This window comes from Candidatus Erwinia haradaeae, assembly GCF_900699015.1.
GTDB lineage: Bacteria > Pseudomonadota > Gammaproteobacteria > Enterobacterales > Enterobacteriaceae > Erwinia_E > Erwinia_E haradaeae_E.
The window spans coordinates 20116-39203 of record NZ_LR217737.1; the positions used below are offsets into that span (position 1 = coordinate 20116).

Genomic DNA, 19088 nt, shown 5'->3' on the forward strand with positions numbered 1-19088 from the left:
ATGCTAGATTTTCATAGAACAGCTATGCATTCAGCATTTTTATTCATTCAAGTGATAGTGTTGGATGATAATAGTTGTTATTATTTAAATAAAAATCCTGGCATATAAGTAAGGATTAAGATCAATAGTTATTAAAGTACTAACTTATTTTATGTGTTGTAATGTAGGTTTACATATAATATCTTATAAAGATTGTATAAGTAAAAATCACAATTTTTTCTTGTATGAAGAGAAAAAGAAATAGTGTTTAAAAATTATTTAAATCCAGAAGAATAAATATTTTATTGCCTAAATTATATAAAAAGAACAAAATAGAAGATAATCTAATATGTTAAAATATTAGATTATCTTCTATTTTTTGATCGCTCAATAAAGAATAATAACAAATACTATTTATTATTTATTGGTAAATAAATTTTAATATAAATAGACTTCTAAGTAAGAATGCTTTTTCTTGTTCGTTGATATAGAAAAAACTGATTTAGTACTGCTTTGCATTCTTTTTCTAAAATCCCAGACTTAATTTGAATATTATAGTTTATTTTTAGTTTTGTTTTAATATATTTTTCAATATGAATTTCTCCATACTTTGTATTAGAAGCGCCATATACTAGTCTTTTAACCCGACTATGTATGATAGCACCAACACACATCAAGCAAGGTGCAATAGTAACATACAATGTTGAATCTTCTAAACGATAATTTTTCATGACTCTTCCTGCCTCTCTTAATGAGATTATTTCGGCATGTGCGGTGGGGTCATGGAGTTTAATTGGTTGATTCCACCCTTTGCTAATAAGATGATTGTGGAGCACTAATACTGATCCAATGGGAATTTCACCATGATCTTGCGCGTAGTACGCTAGAAAGAGAGCATGCTGCATCCAATGTAAGTCATAATCGTTAGTCAATATGTTTTCCAATATAAAAATGAATATCATTCATTGATCTATTGATAGTTAATAGAAAAATATTTTATCATATAAGATGAATGTTTTAGATGTATAATAAAATAGGCTATAGTGTGTATAATGTTATATTATACTATTATTTTAATTTATATTAAATCCTTATTTGAATGGAGGATTGGATAGCAATTTCTATAGGTCATTTATTTTTATGTTTTTCTCAATAGTAAAGTAGACTTAATGATATATTTATCCTAAATCATTCTATTTAATAGAATAAATAGTAAGTTAGTATTTTAAAGTAACTATATATCAAGAAAAAGAATGGAGTATAACAAGTATTATTAATTCTCTATAATCTAATTGGATAAAAAGATATTGAATTCTATTATATATTATTAGTTTGTGATGAGAATCAGTATATCCATTTCAGATATATTCTTAATTAATTTTATAAGATTTAGTAGTATTTTATACTGAATTATAAAGATTTATGTTAAGTTATCATTTATATATATAATATATGTATTTCATACTGATCTTGCAATTTATAAGTTTTTTAAATTTCGTATAGGTGATGATATTTTGATATCATATATATGTATGTTATTTTTATTTACTAATATCAAAAAATGCATAGAGTAATACTTATTCAGATAAAGGGATGATTGTAATATAATTTATTCTTTATGATAAATTAATGTATTATTTTAAAATATAAAAGTATAGCAATATTGATTTTATCAATAGCGAGGTATTACAATATTCTAACAATTAAAATAATGAAGGTAAAAAATAATAGTTTATAACGGAGAACTATAAAGTCTTTTTAATAATTGGAATTTATAATGATTTGAATAGATTCTATAATATTTTAGATTTTTTATCATAAAGGATAAGCGTATAATCTGCATTGATAATAATTCTGATAGATTGGTGTCAATGTTATTTTGATTAAAGTGAAATAGGATAAGTTAGTATGTATTGTGAGAGAATAATTATAAATAATCTCAAATCATAGATAGATCATTAATCCATGTATTTAAATGTATCTTGATTCATATATGTCATACAATTAATTTTTTCTTCTATGTTTAAATATGACTTCAAAGTAATAAAATGAGATTACAATAGAGTATTATGACTTTCTACAACAATACTAATATTCTCATGATATCTCTTAAATTTATTCTAATATTAAGGTAGTGTTTTGATTTAGTATTTATGATTTTTATTCCTAATTTTGGTATTTTGTGAATATCTACATCAAAAGTTAGTAAGTAGTATTATAATTGTCAAGAACTTGTGATTTGTGAGGAATAGGGCAAACAACAACCTTAGATAACATAAAGTGTATTCTGTAAGAATGAGATTAATGAAAGTAATTATAAAGCAGTCTTAAAAGCAATAATCTACTCTGAATATCGTAGAAAAAGCTGGAAACGGATCATGATGAAGAATAACCTTAAAAAGGCTGCTGGGTGGGCTGCATTAGAATATGTTATGCCTGGGATGATTGTTGGAGTCGGTACTGGTTCTACAACTGAGTATTTTATTGATGCACTAGCATCAATAAAATATCAGATTGTTGGTGCGGTATCAAGTTCAGAAGTATCGAGTGCTAAGTTAGAGGCTTATGGTATTCCCGTTTTAGATCTGAATCACATTAATTTCTTATCTCTCTATATTGATGGTGCAGATGAAATTAATAGTCAGCTACAAATGATTAAAGGTAAAGGAGCAGCGCTAACAAGAGAAAAGATTATTGCAGCAGTCTCTGATCGTTTTATTTGTGTTGCAGATGAATCTAAGAAGGTGAAGGTTTTAGGTAGTGTACCTTTACCAATTGAAGTAATTCCTATGGCACGTAAATACGTAGAACGTAAATTGGTTGGACTTGGTGGATCACCTAGATATCGCCAAAATATCATTACTGATAACAGTAATATTATTCTTGATGTTGACCATTTAGATATGAGTGATCCAATTTACTTAGAAACAGAGATTAACTCTCTTACTGGTGTGGTGACTGTTGGTCTATTTGCCAACCGTGGAGCAGATATAGCGTTGATTGGTACTTCTAACGGCGTAAAGATTCTTACAAAATAATCTATTAGATATCTATTCATTCATCATATGATAAAAATTTTTATTTTTTAAATATTATGATTTTATCATATAGTTTTATTTACTAATGAACAAGATATATTTAAAATAAGATATGATCTTTAATCAACTTTAACTTGATCTGTCTATAACGTAATCCTCTATTTTTATTAGAAAAACTATTGGTATATTAAATTATGGTTCATTATATTTATTATTGTCATAATGTTTAATGAGTGAGAATTATTTATCTTTTCCGCATATTAACCCAGTAATTTTTTATGTTGGCCCAGTTACTTTGCATTGGTATGGGTTAATGTACTTCATTAGTTTTATATTTGTACGATGGCTTGCTAGACGGCGCATTTCCTGTTCTCCTCGTATTTGGACAAAAGAAGATATAGATCTGCTACTTTATATTAGTTTTTTTGGAGTCTTCTTTGGAGGACGTTTAGGTTATGTGTTATTTTACAATCTTCCTTTTTTTCTTGATCATCCTATAGATATTTTTAAAGTATGGAATGGAGGGATGTCTTTTCATGGTGGTTTGATTGGAGTTGTTTTAGCTATACTGGTTTTTTCTTATCGAACAAAACGTCATTTTCTGCAAGTTTCAGATTTTATAGCACCGATGATTCCATTTGGTCTTGGTGCAGGGCGTCTTGGTAATTATATCAATGGTGAGCTGTGGGGGCGAGTAAATCCAGATTTGCCTTGGTCAATGTTATTTCCTGGTTCACAAAGTGCAGATATAAGCTTAATACAAATACATGAAGAGTGGAAGAATTTACTAGTGACCTATGGTAGCTTGCCTCGCCATCCTTCTCAATTATACGAGATGGGGCTAGAGGGAGTATTGTTATTTATTATTCTTAATTTGTTTGTTATTAGTCGATCCCGTCCCTTAGGTTCTGTATCTGGATTATTTTTAATTAGCTATAGCGTTCTTCGTATAATCTCTGAATTTTTTCGTGAACCTGACTCACAATTAGGTTTATACTATGGAATAAGTATGGGTCAAATATTATCTATTCCGATGATGATTGTAGGGATAATTATTATTATTAGATCATATCGTTATTATCTATTTACAAATCATGATTAATTTGCAATACTTATTATAAGTTTTATCAAATATTATTCATTCCAATCAATCTTCTTTTTATTGATATTTTTAATTTAATTCTATTATTCATATGCACTTATTTTTTGTTTTTTTTAAAATTTATATAATTATATCTTAATTTTTTATATATAGTGAATTTTATTTTTTTTGAAAAAAAGAATGTAGTTATTTTGAATAGCATGAAAATAATAATGTACAGAATTTAAAGAAGTTTTCTTGATTGAGAAACCTAATTTATGTTTCATCGATTTATTTATACAATATATTTAGTAAAAATATATAGAGTGGTATATTAATGGATAACTATATAATATAGTTGATGGAATCAAGTATGTTATATTTCTTAAAATACAGATTTTTTATATATATCATTTACTTATTGAATTTCAAGGTAGTGTAATGCTTTAATTATAGAGGTTATTATTCTAGATAGAGGATTATATATTTATGTGAAAAAAAGACATCAATGTTTAATTAATCACTTTGTTATTAAAACGACTAGAATCTATGTATTCTAGTATTAGAAAATTTCAGGTATATAGATTATTATTAAATTGAAGATTATAAGAATATATATATCATATACCATAATTAATTTTATTTTCACATTTTCTACATTAATCTTTTATATGCTAAGGATTTGTCATTTTATATATCAAAATATACCATTTAAGTAACATATCTTAGAATAAGAATGATGTTTTTATATTATCATATTAATGTCGTTGACTTATAGTATTATTTAATAATACTGGTAATATGAAGTACTGTATAGGTTACTTAGTACAAATAATTATCTAAAATCTTTCATTTATAAACTGTAAATTCTGGGATTATGAGAATAATTAATATATTTGATTAGGTGGAATTTACTGAGTTACGAGTTATTGTATTTCATCTTTGATTTCTAGTTCTAGTAAGATCAAAACAAAAGATAATATTAATGATTTATGATTAAAATTAAAAAAAAATTGTTGATTTTAGTAGATGGATCTTCTTATCTGTATCGTGCTTATTATGCTTTTCCTTCCTTAACTAATAGCTCTGGTTTTCCAACAGGCGCGATGTGCGGTGTATTAAACATGTTACGAAGTCTATTTTTAAAATATAGACCAAGCCATGTTGCTTTGATTTTTGATGCACAAGGTAAAACTTTTCGTGATGGTCTTTTTTCGGAATATAAAATACGTCGTTCACCTATGCCTAAGGAATTAAAAGTACAGATTAATCCGCTATATAAGATTCTTACATTAATGGGGATACCCGTGTGCGTTATTCCTGGTGTTGAGGCCGATGATGTTATTGGCACTCTGGCTCTTAAGGCAGAAAAGGATGGTTTTAATGTATTGATTAGCACTAACGATAAAGATATGGCTCAGTTGGTCACTGTAGATACCAAGTTAATTAATTCGACTAATCATAAAATTATGGGACCGGAAGAAATCTTAGACAAGTATGGTGTTCCTCCAAAACTGATTATAGATTTGCTTGCTTTAATGGGCGATTCGTCTGATAGCATTCCAGGAGTAGAGGGGATTGGAATCAAGACCGCTCAGTTTCTGCTGCGAGAGCTTGGTGGAATAACTGAGATTTATTCAGATCTTGAAAAAGTTGCTTTACTCTCTTTTCGGGGAACTAAAAAGATAATAGAAAAATTAGAAAAAAATAAGGAAATGGCTTTTCTTTCGTATAAATTAGCAACTATTAAAACTAATCTGTCACTTGAATGGACTAATCATCAGTTAGTCAAGAGAACGCCTTCTATAGAAGGGTTGATGAAGTTATTTATAGATTATGACCTGAGAAAGTGGATTGTTTACTTAAAGGAAGATGAATGGTGGTCAGCTCGCATCCAGAAAGAAAAAATAGTTATAAATAGTTCTTCTATTGTATCGGAAGAGACTCAATTAAACGAATCTCTTCATAGAGTGTCTTTATCTAATTATGAAAGCATTTTAGATAAAAAAATATTTTTGTGTTGGTTAAAAAAAATCAAGAATAAAAAAATATTTGCATTCTCCTTTCATTCTGATTGTTTAGGTGAACTAAAAACTAATATTATTGGTTTATCTTTTTCGATTTCTTCGGGTCATGCTGCCTATTTACCAATATCGCATAGTAACTTGAATACATCAATTCAGTTAGAGTGTTCTTATGTGTTTGAATGTTTAAAACCTCTATTGGAAGATAAAAACATAATAAAGATTGGACATAATTTTCAATCTATTCAGAGGATTTTGAAGAAGTTTAATATTACATTAAAAGGTATATTGTTTGATACCATGATAGCATCATACGTATTAAATAGTAGATGTCATAGTGACGATGTGTTTGTGCTAGCAAGATCTTGGTTAAATTATCAACCAATAACATCAAACAAGATAAGTGGTACACATAGCAATAAACTTAATTTATATAAAATACCATTAAAAATAGCAACCTATTATGCAGCAGAGTATACTGATGTTATACTAAAATTATACGTTAAATTATGGCAAGAACTAGAGCAACATTCAGAACTTAAAAATATTTTTGAAACAGTGGAAATGGCTCTTGTACCTGTAATTTCGAGACTGGAGAATAATGGAGTTTTAATTGATCGAAATATTTTAGTTATGCATTCAAATGAACTCAGTGAGCGCTTAACTGATTTACAAAAAAAAGCACATAGATTAGTAGGAAGATCGTTTAATTTATTGTCATCAAAACAGATCGAAGCAATTTTACCTTCTTTGAAGAATACAATATCAATTAAAAATAAGTCAGACTCTCTTTTATCTGATCATGAGAAAAGATTAACAGATTTAACAGACAAACACCTTTTACTCAAGATTATTTTAGAATATCGTAGTTTGTTTAAACTTAAATCTACCTATACTGATAAGTTACCTTTAATGATTAATCCAGATAGCAATCGGGTTCATACTTCTTATTATCAGGCTACCACCGTGACTGGTCGTCTCTCATCTAGATGCCCTAATTTACAAAATATTCCAGTACGTAATCATGATGGACGTCGAATTCGACAGGCATTTATTGCAGAAAAAGATTATTATATTTTATCAGCCGATTACTCACAAATTGAATTACGCATTATAGCCCATTTATCGCAGGATCAGGATCTTTTGTTAGCCCTTACTAAAGAACAAGATATTCATTGTTCCATAGCAGCAGAATGTTTCGGTGTGACTATGGAGGCTGTTAGTAAAAAACAACGTCACACTGCGAAAGCAATTAATTTTGGTTTAATGTATGGTATGAGTGCTTTTGGTTTGTCACGTTATTTAAATATTAGCCTAAAAGAAGCTAAAATATATATAGATCGTTATTTTTCACGATACCCAAAAGTATTGAAACATATAATCCATATGCGCAGAGAAGTTGTTCAAAATGGATATGTATCAACTTTAAATGGACGCCGTCTTTATTTTCCAGATATTACATCTAATAATACGATACGCCGTAAGGCGGCTGAGCGTTCTGCTATTAATGCCTCTGTTCAAGGAACTGCAGCAGATATTATTAAGAAAACAATGATTAGTTTAGATGCTTGGTTTCTAAAACAAGATTCCTTCAAAGTTAAAATGATTATGCAGATACATGATGAATTAGTTTTTGAAGTATGGAAAGGTGTGGTAGAAGAAACTTCTTTTCAGATTCGCCAGTTAATGGAAGGCGTAATTAAGCTTGATGTACCTTTATCTGTTAATATTGGTATAGGTTCTAATTGGGATCAAGCTCATTAATGTCACATCTTTCCTGAAAGATGTGAAATTAATATTTGAGTAGTGTACAGATTGTTTAAGTTAAATTAACTTAATATTCAGGATTTTATAAATATATAGTAATGCTCTCTTTGAGATTGAGTTTTTTATTGTTTAAATAATGTTGGTTTTTGTTTAAAATTAAACTTCAAATATTGTAAATTTCATGTTATAAAGATCATTTTTATTAATTTTTATCTATTTCTGTATCTCAAGTATAGAGCTTTTAAGTTTTGTTTATTTCATCTACATCAAATTGAGGGGATGGCATTGTGAGTGACACTACTGTTCTTAGTTATAAAAATTCTGGTGTAGATATTGATACTAGTAATCTATTAATTAGTCGTCTGAAAGGTATAGTAAAGAATACTCGTCGCCCAGAGGTGATTAGTGAGTTAGGTGGTTTTGCTGCTTTGTGCTCTTTACCAACAAAATATCGTGATCCAGTTTTAGTTTCTAGTACTGATGGAGTTGGTACTAAGCTTCGCTTAGCTATGCAGTTAAAATCTTATGATACTATTGGAATCGATTTGGTTGCAATGTGTGTGAATGATCTACTTGTTTTAGGTGGTGAACCAATATTTTTTTTAGATTATTATGCTGTGAGTAAGTTAAATATTGATCTTGCTTCTCGTCTAATGATAGGTATAGCTAAAGGTTGTTTAGAATCTGGATGTTCTTTGGTTGGCGGTGAAACTGCTGAAATGCCAGGTATGTATAATGGGAAGGATTGTGATCTAGCAGGTTTTTCTTTAGGAGTAGTTGAGAGAGAGGATATTATTGATGGTCATCAGGTAGAAGATGGTGATATACTTGTTGCTCTTGGCTCTTCTGGTCTACATGCTAATGGGTATTCATTGGTACATAAGCTTTTAGCGTATCATCAAATTAGTATAAGTACTACTGTCATTAATGGAATACCCCTGGCAGACCTTCTTTTAGAGCCAACACGGATTTATGTAAAGAGTATTCTAACTTTGATTAAACAGGTTAATGTCCATGCTATTGTACATGTGACTGGTGGTGGTTTATTAGATAATATTCCTCGTGTATTACCAGTTAATACTCAAGCTGTAATAGAGGAGGCAAGTTGGGACTGGCCATCTATTTTTTGTTGGATTCAAGAGTCTTCTTGTATCGATCGTTCTGAAATGTATCATACTTTTAACTGCGGGATTGGAATGGTAATTATAGTGGATCCTTCTTCATTAGATCAGGTTGTAGAGATCATGAGAAACGCTGGAGAGACAGCGTGGAAGATGGGTTTTATTAAGTCTTCTAGTTCTGTTGAACGTGTAGTAATTAATAAATGAAGCGTATTGTTGTGTTAGCTTCTGGTTATGGTAGTAATTTACAAGTGATCTTGGATTCGTGTCGTGATATGTTAATTTCAGGTCAAGTGGTTGCTGTTTTTAGTAACAAACATGAAGCCACCGCTTTGAATAGAGCTCGTAATTTTATGATTCCTACTCATGTAATTTTAGAATCAAGATATACCAATAAAGATGAATTTGATCATCAGCTCATACATGAAATTAATTACTATCATCCACATCTAATTGTTTTAGCTGGTTACATGCGCATTCTTAGTATAGAATTTATTGAATATTATTCTGGTCAAATACTTAATATTCATCCATCGCTTCTGCCACGATATCCTGGGTTGAATACACATCAAAAAGTTATTAGGAATAGAGATTATGAGCATGGTGCCTCAGTGCATTTCGTTACTAAACACCTAGATCAAGGTCCGGTTGTGTTGCAATCTAAAATCCCAGTTTTTTCAGGAGACACTATAGATTCTTTAACTGTACGAGTTAAAGACCAGGAACATGTTATTTATCCTCAAGCGATTAATTGGTTTATTAATGATCGTTTAGTTATGTATAATGGTAGAGCTTGGTTAGATGGGAAGAGGTTGCCTAAATCAGGATATCCAAAGATCTTTTTATGAATTGTAATATATGATCATGTAATATAGTGTATATATTACGTTATCTTTCTTTTTATTTTATGGTTTTATTTTATAAATAAAACTAGTTTTTAATAATTGAAAGATATAATTATATTAATTTCAGAAATCGTAAAAGAATTTATTATAGTAATAACTGTATTGAATATATTACTTGAATTATAGAAGTCACAAGGTGTGTCTATATAGGTGATCGTTGAAATCTAATCTAGTATTTTGAGATAGCTGATTAGTAATTAGTTTTTGATATTTTAATGTTGTTGTACACTTACATTAATTGTAATTAGACTATAAATAGAAATTGATGATTGTCAATCATAAATTAGATTAATCAATCTTTTAGATTATAAAAGATATATATTTTAAAATAGAGATAATTAAAAGAGAGTATGACTCTTAATATTAGGTGATATTTTAGTAGGAAGAAAGTTAATAATTGGTTCATGTGATCTGTGGATGTTATACAATAGAGAAAAGTTGTCTATTCCTTATGTCTATAATTTTAATTATAGAATTAAATTAAGATCTACATCTTTGGTTAAAGATGTTCTTTTGATTTGATTCTTGATCTGTTAACTATCATTCTTGTTTATCTGATCTTTGATTCTATCTGTTTATTAATTTATTGAACGGTAGTATGGATAAATATCATTAGATCTGATCAGATAAGGTTTTAAGCATTGTACAACATTTTTTTAAAAATATGTGATACAGAAATCAATCCAAAAGTGGCAGTAACCATCATTACTGTACCTAGCCCATTTTTACAATCTATTGTTTTTTGATTTTTCATATTACCACGTGAATTAGATATGGAGCCATCCTTCTGTAAGTATCGTAAGCATTCACTTGAAAATACACAATCAATATTAAGCTTACCTTTACTGTTAGGTAAAATATTAAAATTATGTTTAAGTTGATCACGTAAGCTGGCTGCTAATGGATCCTGAATCGTTTTTGTTAGGTCAGAAACTTGGATTTGTAGTGGGTCAATTTGTCCACCTGCTCCACCGATAGTTATTACTGGTGTATTATTACGACGACACCATGCTAACAGGGCCGCCTTCGCTGTAACGCTATCAATAGCATCAATGACATAACTAAAATTATTATCTAGTAACATAGGAGCATTGCTCACAGTGATAAAATCATCAACATAGGTTACATCGCACTCAGGATTAATTTCTAAGATACGTTCTGCCATGACTTGAATTTTAGGTTTTCCTAAATTTTTCTTGGTTGCATGAATTTGTCTATTAGTATTACTAATACACACATCATCCATGTCAATTAGAGTTAACATTCCAATTCCACTACGTGCTAGTGCTTCAGCTACCCATGATCCTACACCCCCAATTCCTATGACGCATATATGTTTTTTAGAAAATAATGATAATGCAGCTTCTCCATATACACGTGATACCCCAGAAAAACGTTCTTTCCAGGAAAGAGATAGTGTCTTCATTATTTTTCCTTTTAACAAAGATTGTTGGAGAAATTGTAATAAAAATGATTAATAATTTTGAGTATTTATTTTGTTTATTGAATATTTTATTATTAACTGAAATATATAATTATAATACTGTTATCGGGGTGCAGTAAGATTCTATTTATTTTGATAAGGGTTTTAAAAATCTATTTTTAATATTTTTTACTTACGATCAGAATAAATCTTGAATTTTATAGTTTATTTTTACTGTTTCTATATGTCATCATGGGATTTAGATCAATTACTTATTTTTTATTTTTTATACTTGTCTGTTATTTACAATAGCGATGTTGTATTCATCACAAGTTTTTTGTTTTATTAATAGAAGTGGATTTATTCCTATAAAATTTGTAGGATTTGAAATTACCGTTCATTTTAATCTACTCAGTTAAGTTTCTGTGTTGATTAGTATATAAGTATGAATTATTTTTGATAAAATGATCGATGTTTTAAATTACAGTTGTTTGCGTGAGAATGCTAAATTGAAGTTATTTTATTTTTTATATATTGATAATATATGGTTTTATTGTATAACAGAAATCACTATTTTCTGAGATGTGTAAATAAGATAAGAATATAAAGTATTGATTATTTATACATAATTATTGTAACGTTGTATCAAAATATCTATAGAAATGTAAATATACTGAATTAATTTGTTTAAAAATTATGTTAGTATATAACACTTTCTATTTTGTTTAAATGTAATTTCATTGACAGATTTATTATAAATATAATATTGCAATTTTTTCCTTTTTGTATCTCATTCCTTTATGAGAAAATCATATTGTCGATCATCTGTATTATTATGACTATGAATTATTTTCGTTTAAAAGTGTTGTCATTGTATTCATTTTTTATGATGTATCTAGAGTAGATTGATGCAAGTATATATTATGAGAAGAATCAGGTGATTTTATTTCTTATAACGCACGTGAAGATATAGATGTTAATTAAAATTAGTGATTTGATAAATACGGTACTGTATACTGTTATCTTTTATATATCCAAATTATGGAATATTTTATGACTCATAGGATAGAGATTAAATGTATATTTAATAATGCATAAGATACGTATCGATTGTTCTAGAGATGATAAATGTATATGAATCGATTTCATCTAGTAGTAGAATAAAGTGATCATATCCATTATAATTTAATTATAGAAGTATATTTTTCTATAAAGTGCTGTATAATATGTAATATTATTTTATATAGATTTTCTATGAACTTTGAAAGAAGAATTAGAGACTATTTTAATGATACCAAATATTTATGAAATATTGTTTGAATTATATTCAAATCACTCCTGGATTTCCTTTTATCAAATCTGATTTTTTTAAGATATGGAGTTTATGAGTATTTTATATACATCTTATTGTATATAATTTATATACAAAGATAATATAATTACAGAGTTACGATATCATAGATATGAGCAGTTATAGTTAAACAGTTAATGTGATTTTACTTTAGCATTCATATATTATTAGTACGATGGTGAATATTATTTCGTTAAATCAGTATGATTTAAACGAGATTAAGAGGATCTACATCATAGTAATTTGAAATAGATAGTGGATAAGTATGAGTGTTGTTTAGATGTATTCTCTAGAATTTTAGATATTATTTTAAATATAAAATCAAATTATATTTGATTTTATATTTTATATCAAATTTTTATTTTAAAATACTTCTATTACTGCCTGTAGACCATATTTATAATGAATATTTATTAATAAATAAAATATATGTTTTTATTAGACCTGAGTTAGGCAAAAAGGTATATAAAAAAAATAAAAAATTCATATCATAATGTTTTATTAAATTGATAGTATTCATAATACTCTCTATGAGAAGTAAAGTTTTTATGTATATCATAAATGAGTACATATGTGTTTTCTCTTCGTAATATATAAAGATTTTAGTATCTAATGGGGTACATCAAAGATGCGAATCTTAATTATTGAGAGAAATAAGATTATGAAATACAATTATGGATAATCTAGTATTTTAGTATTTTACTAATTTCATTACATTAATTTTTATATTATATAGAATGTACTTGTTCTAATAAAAATTAGTTAAGAGCATATAGATGCTAAACTAAAAAATTTTTATATAATTCGAAATTAATTGTTTATTTTATAATTACCTAACTTATTTGGTCTATAATAAGAAATAATCTTTGTTCTAGATTACGATCTAATTAGCTAGTCGGTTTATGGAAGATAGCAGTATTATTTTTTACTCATTATTGGATAAAAAGACTGCTAACTTGATTTTACTGATATAAGATAATGGATTTTCTATCGATTATATTCTGATTCAGTATAGGTTTGGTGACCATTTATAGTATAAGTATAGCCAATTAATTAGATTTATAATTCTATTTTTATAGCATTAACATTCTTTTATTTTATCTCTTCATATTTGAATGTCTACTGAAAAATCATGATAATATTACATTAGATAATAGTAGAGAATTTCTCCAGTCATGTTTATTATTAGATATTCGTGGTATCTCGCTAAGTGCTGTGATTGTTTATGTATGCGTCTTATTAAATAAGATAAAGATATGTTATAAAGCTATAATCTCATGTATTACAATGTAATTTATTATGAATATATGAATATTAAGAAGGTTGATTGTTAATTACTTTAAATTACTAAATTGCTTTTATTTTTTCATGGTGTCGAGCAATATAAGGTTATTGATGGAGAACTAATTTACATGATATGGAAAATTATTATTAAAATTTTTCACTGGATCTGGCGAGTTCTGACTTTGATACGTGAAGTGATTTTTAATTTTATTTGTATTCTTTTGGTTTTTGTATTTTGTGGGGTTTGGCTACAATATGAAAAACTGAATACAATTGCCCAGTTAAATAAGGGGGCTCTTATTGTTAATCTTAATGGTGTTTTAGTAGATAAGCCGACTAATAGCAATAAGTTTTTCAATAAGGTAGGCCGACAGATATTTGGAAATAATAGTGAAAATATTAAGGAAAATTCATTATTCAATATAGTATCTACTATTCGTCAAGCTAAAGATGATTCTAAGATCACCGGTATGGTGCTTGATTTACATCACTTTTCTGGTGGTGATCAGCCATCGTTACAATATGTTGGTAAAGCTCTTCGTGAATTTCGAAATAGTGGAAAACCAATTTTTGCTATTGGATCGAGCTATAGTCAAGCTCAGTATTATCTTGCAAGCTTTGCTAATAAAATTTATCTATCTCCAAATGGAGAAGTAGATTTACATGGTTTTTCTAAAAATAGTATGTATTATCATAGTTTGTTAAAAAAATTAAAAATTACTTCCCACGTATTCCGTGTTGGTAGATACAAATCTGCTGTAGAACCTTTTTTACGTGATGATATGTCATCAGAGGTTCGCGAGGTAGACAGAATATGGTTAGGTGAACTATGGAATAATTATCTATGTACTTTATCTGAGAATCGACATCTTAATATAAAACAAATCTTTCCTAGTGCACAGGAGCAAGTGTATAGATTAGAAAACTTACACGGTGATTTTGCTAAGTATGCTAAAGACACTCATCTTGTAGATGAGCTGGCTTCGTCTTCACTTATTGATAAGGCCATGATCAATATATTTGGATGGAATGAAAAGACAAAAAATTATCATGGTATCAGTATTTATGATTATCAGATTAAAAATACTAGTCGTGATAATGCTAATATAGCAGTTATCATGGCTAGTGGTGTTATCACGAATCATGAGACGAAGACCGGGAGCTTTAATAGTGAAGCTAGTATATTAGAAATTCGATCTGCACGTCTTAATCCAAAAATCAAAGCTATTATCTTCCGTGTTAATAGTCCAGGAGGGACTGTAACAGCATCTGAAAATATTCGTGAAGAGTTAGTCGCTGCACGCGATGCGGGTAAACCTGTAGTAGTTTCTATGGGAGGTATGGCAGCATCAGGTGGTTACTGGGTTTCAACACCAGCAAACTATATTATAGCTGATCCAAGTACAATCACTGGTTCGATTGGTATTTTCGGTATCATAAATACTATGGAAAATTCACTAGGCGCCATTGGTATACATGTTGATGGTGTGGCAACGTCTAATTTAGCCGAAGTGGATAATACTAAGTCTTTACCGAAAGAAGTACAGAAAATGATGCAATTACGAATAGAGCATGGCTATCAACAATTTATTAGTTTAGTATCTGATTCACGTCACAAAACTATGAATGAGGTTGAAAGGATAGCACAAGGGCATATATGGACTGGCCGCGAGGCAAAAGATAATGGATTAGTAGATTCATTAGGAGATTTTGATGATGCAGTAATAAAAGCTGCAGAATTAGCAAAATTAACTAATCCACAGATTAGTTTGTATCAGAATAGAGCAGGATTATTAGATATTTTATTTAGTCAAGTTGAGATTCCTACGAATTTAGCTTTTTTCATCCATTTATTAGATGCAAGCTCATCAACAGAATTATTAGATATAATTAGAGACATAACTAAAAAATATAGTCTTGGAGATTTTATTTATGACCCAAAGAGTTGTTATGCTCTTTGTATGAGCTGTCGTAGTGATATCAAGTAATTTATTGGTTATTAAAAAATAAAAGATCATAAAACCTGGTCTGTTTTTGTGTGATAGAGATTCATTCATAGTTAAGATTTCTTTAAAAGTCATCTTTGAGAATATTAATGCAAACAAAATCCATTTATGTTGCCTATACAGGGGGTACGATTGGTATGCAACGTTCTCAGAATGGATGTATTCCTGTATCAGGTTATTTAAAAAATCAGTTGGTTAACATGCTAGATTCTCATAAATTTACCATGCCTAATTTTACTATGAATGAATATTATCCTCTTATCGATTCTGCAGATATCAAACCAAGCAACTGGCAAATAATTGCAAATGATATTTATCATAACTATAACCATTATGATGGGTTTATTATTTTACATGGCACGGATACCATGGCATTTACTGCTTCTGCTCTTTCTTTTATGTTAGAGAATCTAACTAAACCAGTTATTGTAACAGGATCCCAAATTCCACTTGAGGAATTTCGGTCAGATGGGCAGAATAATTTAGTAAATTCACTGTTTATTGCTGCTAAATATCCAATTAACGAAGTAACGCTATTTTTTAATAATACTCTATATCGTGGTAATCGGACTACTAAAGTGCATGCTGATCGTTTTAATGCTTTTGCTTCACCTAATTTTCCACCATTACTAAAAGTGGGTCCAAAGATTAGGGTTTCGCATACTCAGGCATTACCTTTAGTAGAGGGTGACTTGGTAGTCCACCCTATTATCTCACAATCTATTGGAATTATTACAGTTTATCCAGGTATATCTGCTCAAATAGTACGCTCGTTTACTAGAGGATCTGTGAGAGCCTTGATTATTCGCTCATATGGAATGGGCAATGCACCTCAAAATAAAGAGTTTCTAAAAGAGTTAAAGGGAGCTACTCAGCGTGGTATTGTTATTGTTAATGTAACACAGTGCTTATCTGGTAACGTGAATATGAGAGGATATATGACAGGGCATGGATTAGAATGTGCAGGTGTGGTTGGGGGAGCAGATCTTAGTCTAGAGGCGGCCTTGGCTAAGTTATATTATCTTCTCAGTAAGGATTTAGAGAGTGAAGATATTCGGTATCTTATGCAACAGAATCTTCGTGGTGAATTGACTATTGATAAAGAACAAAACAGTGAGTATTTTTGATATATAGATGAATGATTAGAGATAATGTACAATATAGGATTTATAAAAAATACGGTGTAACATCTTATCTATTAGATCCAATCAAACTTCTAGTTTTACAGTTGCTAGTTGTTGTTTATGCAAATCTAATTCTCTTATTATAGAGAGAATAAAGGTAATCTTTGTTGAGTTTTTCAGTGTATTTGCTTGAGTGACTTGCTTTAGTCTCTTAGATCAAATAACTATGAATTTTTTATTTATCTGATGAACTTGATTTTATAGAAAATTTAGTTATGATGATTCGCACAGAATGAATAAAAAACCACCCTCCATGAACAATGGAGGGTGGTTTTTAAGATACAATTACATCATTCCACCCATACCGCCCATTCCTCCACTTGGTCCCGCCTCAGGCGTTTCACCTTTAGGCAGATCAGTTATCATGCATTCAGTTGTAATCATCAGCCCACCAATAGAAGCTGCATACTGTAGTGCAGATCGCGTTACTTTAGTAGGATCAAGAATACCGAGTTCAATCATGTTTCCATATTCTTCAGTTTGAGCATTGTAACCGTAGTTCCCTGATCCTGATTTTACAGTATTAGTAACCACAGATGACTCTGCGCCTGTATTGGCAACGATTTGGCGCATTGGGGATTCCATTGCACGAAGGGCAACCTTAATACCTACATTCTGGTCTTCATTTTGACCACGAAGTTGTGAGAGTTCTGATGCAACTCGTACTAGAGCTACACCACCACCAGCAACTACACCTTCTTCTACGGCAGCGCGAGTAGCATTTAAAGCATCTTCTACGCGTGCTTTTTTCTCTTTCATTTCCACTTCAGTGGCTGCGCCTACTTTTAATACAGCTACACCACCTGCAAGCTTGGCCATGCGTTCTTTTAGTTTATCTTTGTCGTAATCTGATGTCGCTTCTTTAATCTGTTGATTAATTTGAGTTACTCGACCTGAAATAGCTAGCTTGTTTCCTGCTCCATCAATAATGGTTGTTGTATCTTTACTAATTAATACACGTTTTGCTTGCCCTAAATCTTCTAGGACTGTATTTTTAAGTTCCATTCCAATTTCTTCTGAAATTACAGAACCACCAGTAAGAATCGAAATATCTTGTAGCATATCTTTACGTCGATCGCCAAAACCAGGTGCTTTGACTGCTGCCACTTTAACAATTCCACGCATACTATTAACCACTAATGTTGTTAACGCTTCACCTTCAATATCTTCTGCAATGATTAATAATGGTTTGCTTGCCTTAGCTATTGATTCTAGCAGAGGTAGCATTTCTCGTACATTAGAAATTTTCTTATCTGACAGGAGTATAAAAGGAGATTCAAGCTCTACAGAGCCAGTAGCAGGTTTATTAATAAAATATGGAGACAAGTAACCTCTATCAAACTGCATGCCTTCGACAACTTCTAGCTCGTCTTGTAAACCGGTTCCTTCTTCAACAGTAATAACACCTTCTTTACCTACTTTATCCATTGCTTTTGCAATCAATGCACCTACAGTCTCATCGGAGTTAGCTGATATAGTACCAACTTGAGCAATTGCTTTCGCATCAGAACAAGGTGATGATAGCTTCTTAAGTGATTCTACAGCCGCAACTACTGCTTTATCGATACCACGCTTTAAATCCATTGGATTCATACCGGCTGCAACAGCTTTTAGACCTTCATTCACAATCGATTGAGCAAGAACGGCAGCTGTAGTAGTTCCATCGCCTGCAGCATCATTAGCCTTAGATGCGACTTCTTTTACCATTTGTGCGCCCATATTTTCAAATTTGTCTTCAAGTTCAATTTCACGAGCTACAGATACGCCATCTTTGGTGATAGATGGGGCACCAAAAGATTTATCTAGAATTACATTGCGACCTTTAGGGCCTAACGTAACTTTCACTGCATCGGCTAGTATGTTTACACCGCGTAACATTTTTACGCGAGCATCATTGCCAAATTTGACGTCTTTAGCTGCCATTT

General features: G+C 29.9%; 10 protein-coding genes. 7 read left to right on the forward strand and 3 right to left on the reverse strand.

The features are described 5' to 3' along the window. Positions 1 to 434: 434 nt before the first annotated feature. A complete protein-coding gene (gene tadA / locus ERCIPICE3303_RS00060) occupies positions 435 to 911 on the reverse strand; it encodes a tRNA adenosine(34) deaminase TadA (protein ID WP_157990736.1) in 477 nt (158 codons plus the stop codon). Positions 912 to 2357: 1446 nt separating this feature from the next. Between tadA and rpiA the strand changes: the two genes are divergently transcribed. From rpiA to purN, 5 genes are all read left to right on the forward strand, one after another. Continuing rightward, positions 2358 to 3017 (forward strand): ribose-5-phosphate isomerase RpiA, encoded by a 660-nt coding sequence (gene rpiA, locus ERCIPICE3303_RS00065; RefSeq protein ID WP_157990737.1) that lies wholly within the window; start codon positions 2358 to 2360, stop codon positions 3015 to 3017. A 229-nt stretch (positions 3018 to 3246) separates the two neighbouring features. After that, entirely contained in the window at positions 3247 to 4119 is an 873-nt protein-coding gene (lgt, locus tag ERCIPICE3303_RS00070; protein ID WP_157990738.1) for a prolipoprotein diacylglyceryl transferase, read from the forward strand. A gap of 971 nt (positions 4120 to 5090) precedes the next feature. Continuing rightward, positions 5091 to 7886, forward strand: coding sequence for a DNA polymerase I (gene polA, locus ERCIPICE3303_RS00075; RefSeq protein WP_157990739.1), 2796 nt, complete (start codon positions 5091 to 5093; stop codon positions 7884 to 7886). Positions 7887 to 8176: 290 nt separating this feature from the next. Then, entirely contained in the window at positions 8177 to 9217 is a 1041-nt protein-coding gene (purM, locus tag ERCIPICE3303_RS00080) for a phosphoribosylformylglycinamidine cyclo-ligase (RefSeq protein WP_157990740.1), read from the forward strand. After that, complete coding sequence (gene purN, locus ERCIPICE3303_RS00085; protein WP_157990741.1) at positions 9214 to 9858, forward strand: phosphoribosylglycinamide formyltransferase; 645 nt, start codon at positions 9214 to 9216, stop codon at positions 9856 to 9858. Before purM ends, purN begins: the two co-directional genes overlap by 4 nt. 691 nt (positions 9859 to 10549) lie before the next feature. Here purN and tcdA read toward each other — a convergent pair. After that, positions 10550 to 11341: a tRNA cyclic N6-threonylcarbamoyladenosine(37) synthase TcdA gene (tcdA, locus tag ERCIPICE3303_RS00090; RefSeq protein ID WP_157990742.1), complete on the reverse strand. Its 792-nt coding sequence runs from the start codon at positions 11339 to 11341 to the stop codon at positions 10550 to 10552. Positions 11342 to 14095: 2754 nt separating this feature from the next. On the opposite strand from tcdA, the gene sppA reads away from it, so the two are divergent. Further along, positions 14096 to 15961 carry a signal peptide peptidase SppA gene (gene sppA, locus ERCIPICE3303_RS00095; protein ID WP_157991262.1) on the forward strand — a complete coding sequence of 622 codons (1866 nt, stop codon included), beginning with the start codon at positions 14096 to 14098 and terminating at the stop codon, positions 15959 to 15961. 107 nt (positions 15962 to 16068) lie between these two features. Then, positions 16069 to 17106: an asparaginase gene (gene ansA, locus ERCIPICE3303_RS00100; RefSeq protein ID WP_157990743.1), complete on the forward strand. Its 1038-nt coding sequence runs from the start codon at positions 16069 to 16071 to the stop codon at positions 17104 to 17106. Positions 17107 to 17448: 342 nt separating this feature from the next. On the opposite strand, the gene groL is transcribed toward ansA, so the two are convergent. Beyond that, complete coding sequence (groL, locus tag ERCIPICE3303_RS00105) at positions 17449 to 19086, reverse strand: chaperonin GroEL (RefSeq protein WP_157990744.1); 1638 nt, start codon at positions 19084 to 19086, stop codon at positions 17449 to 17451. Positions 19087 to 19088 lie beyond the last annotated feature (2 nt).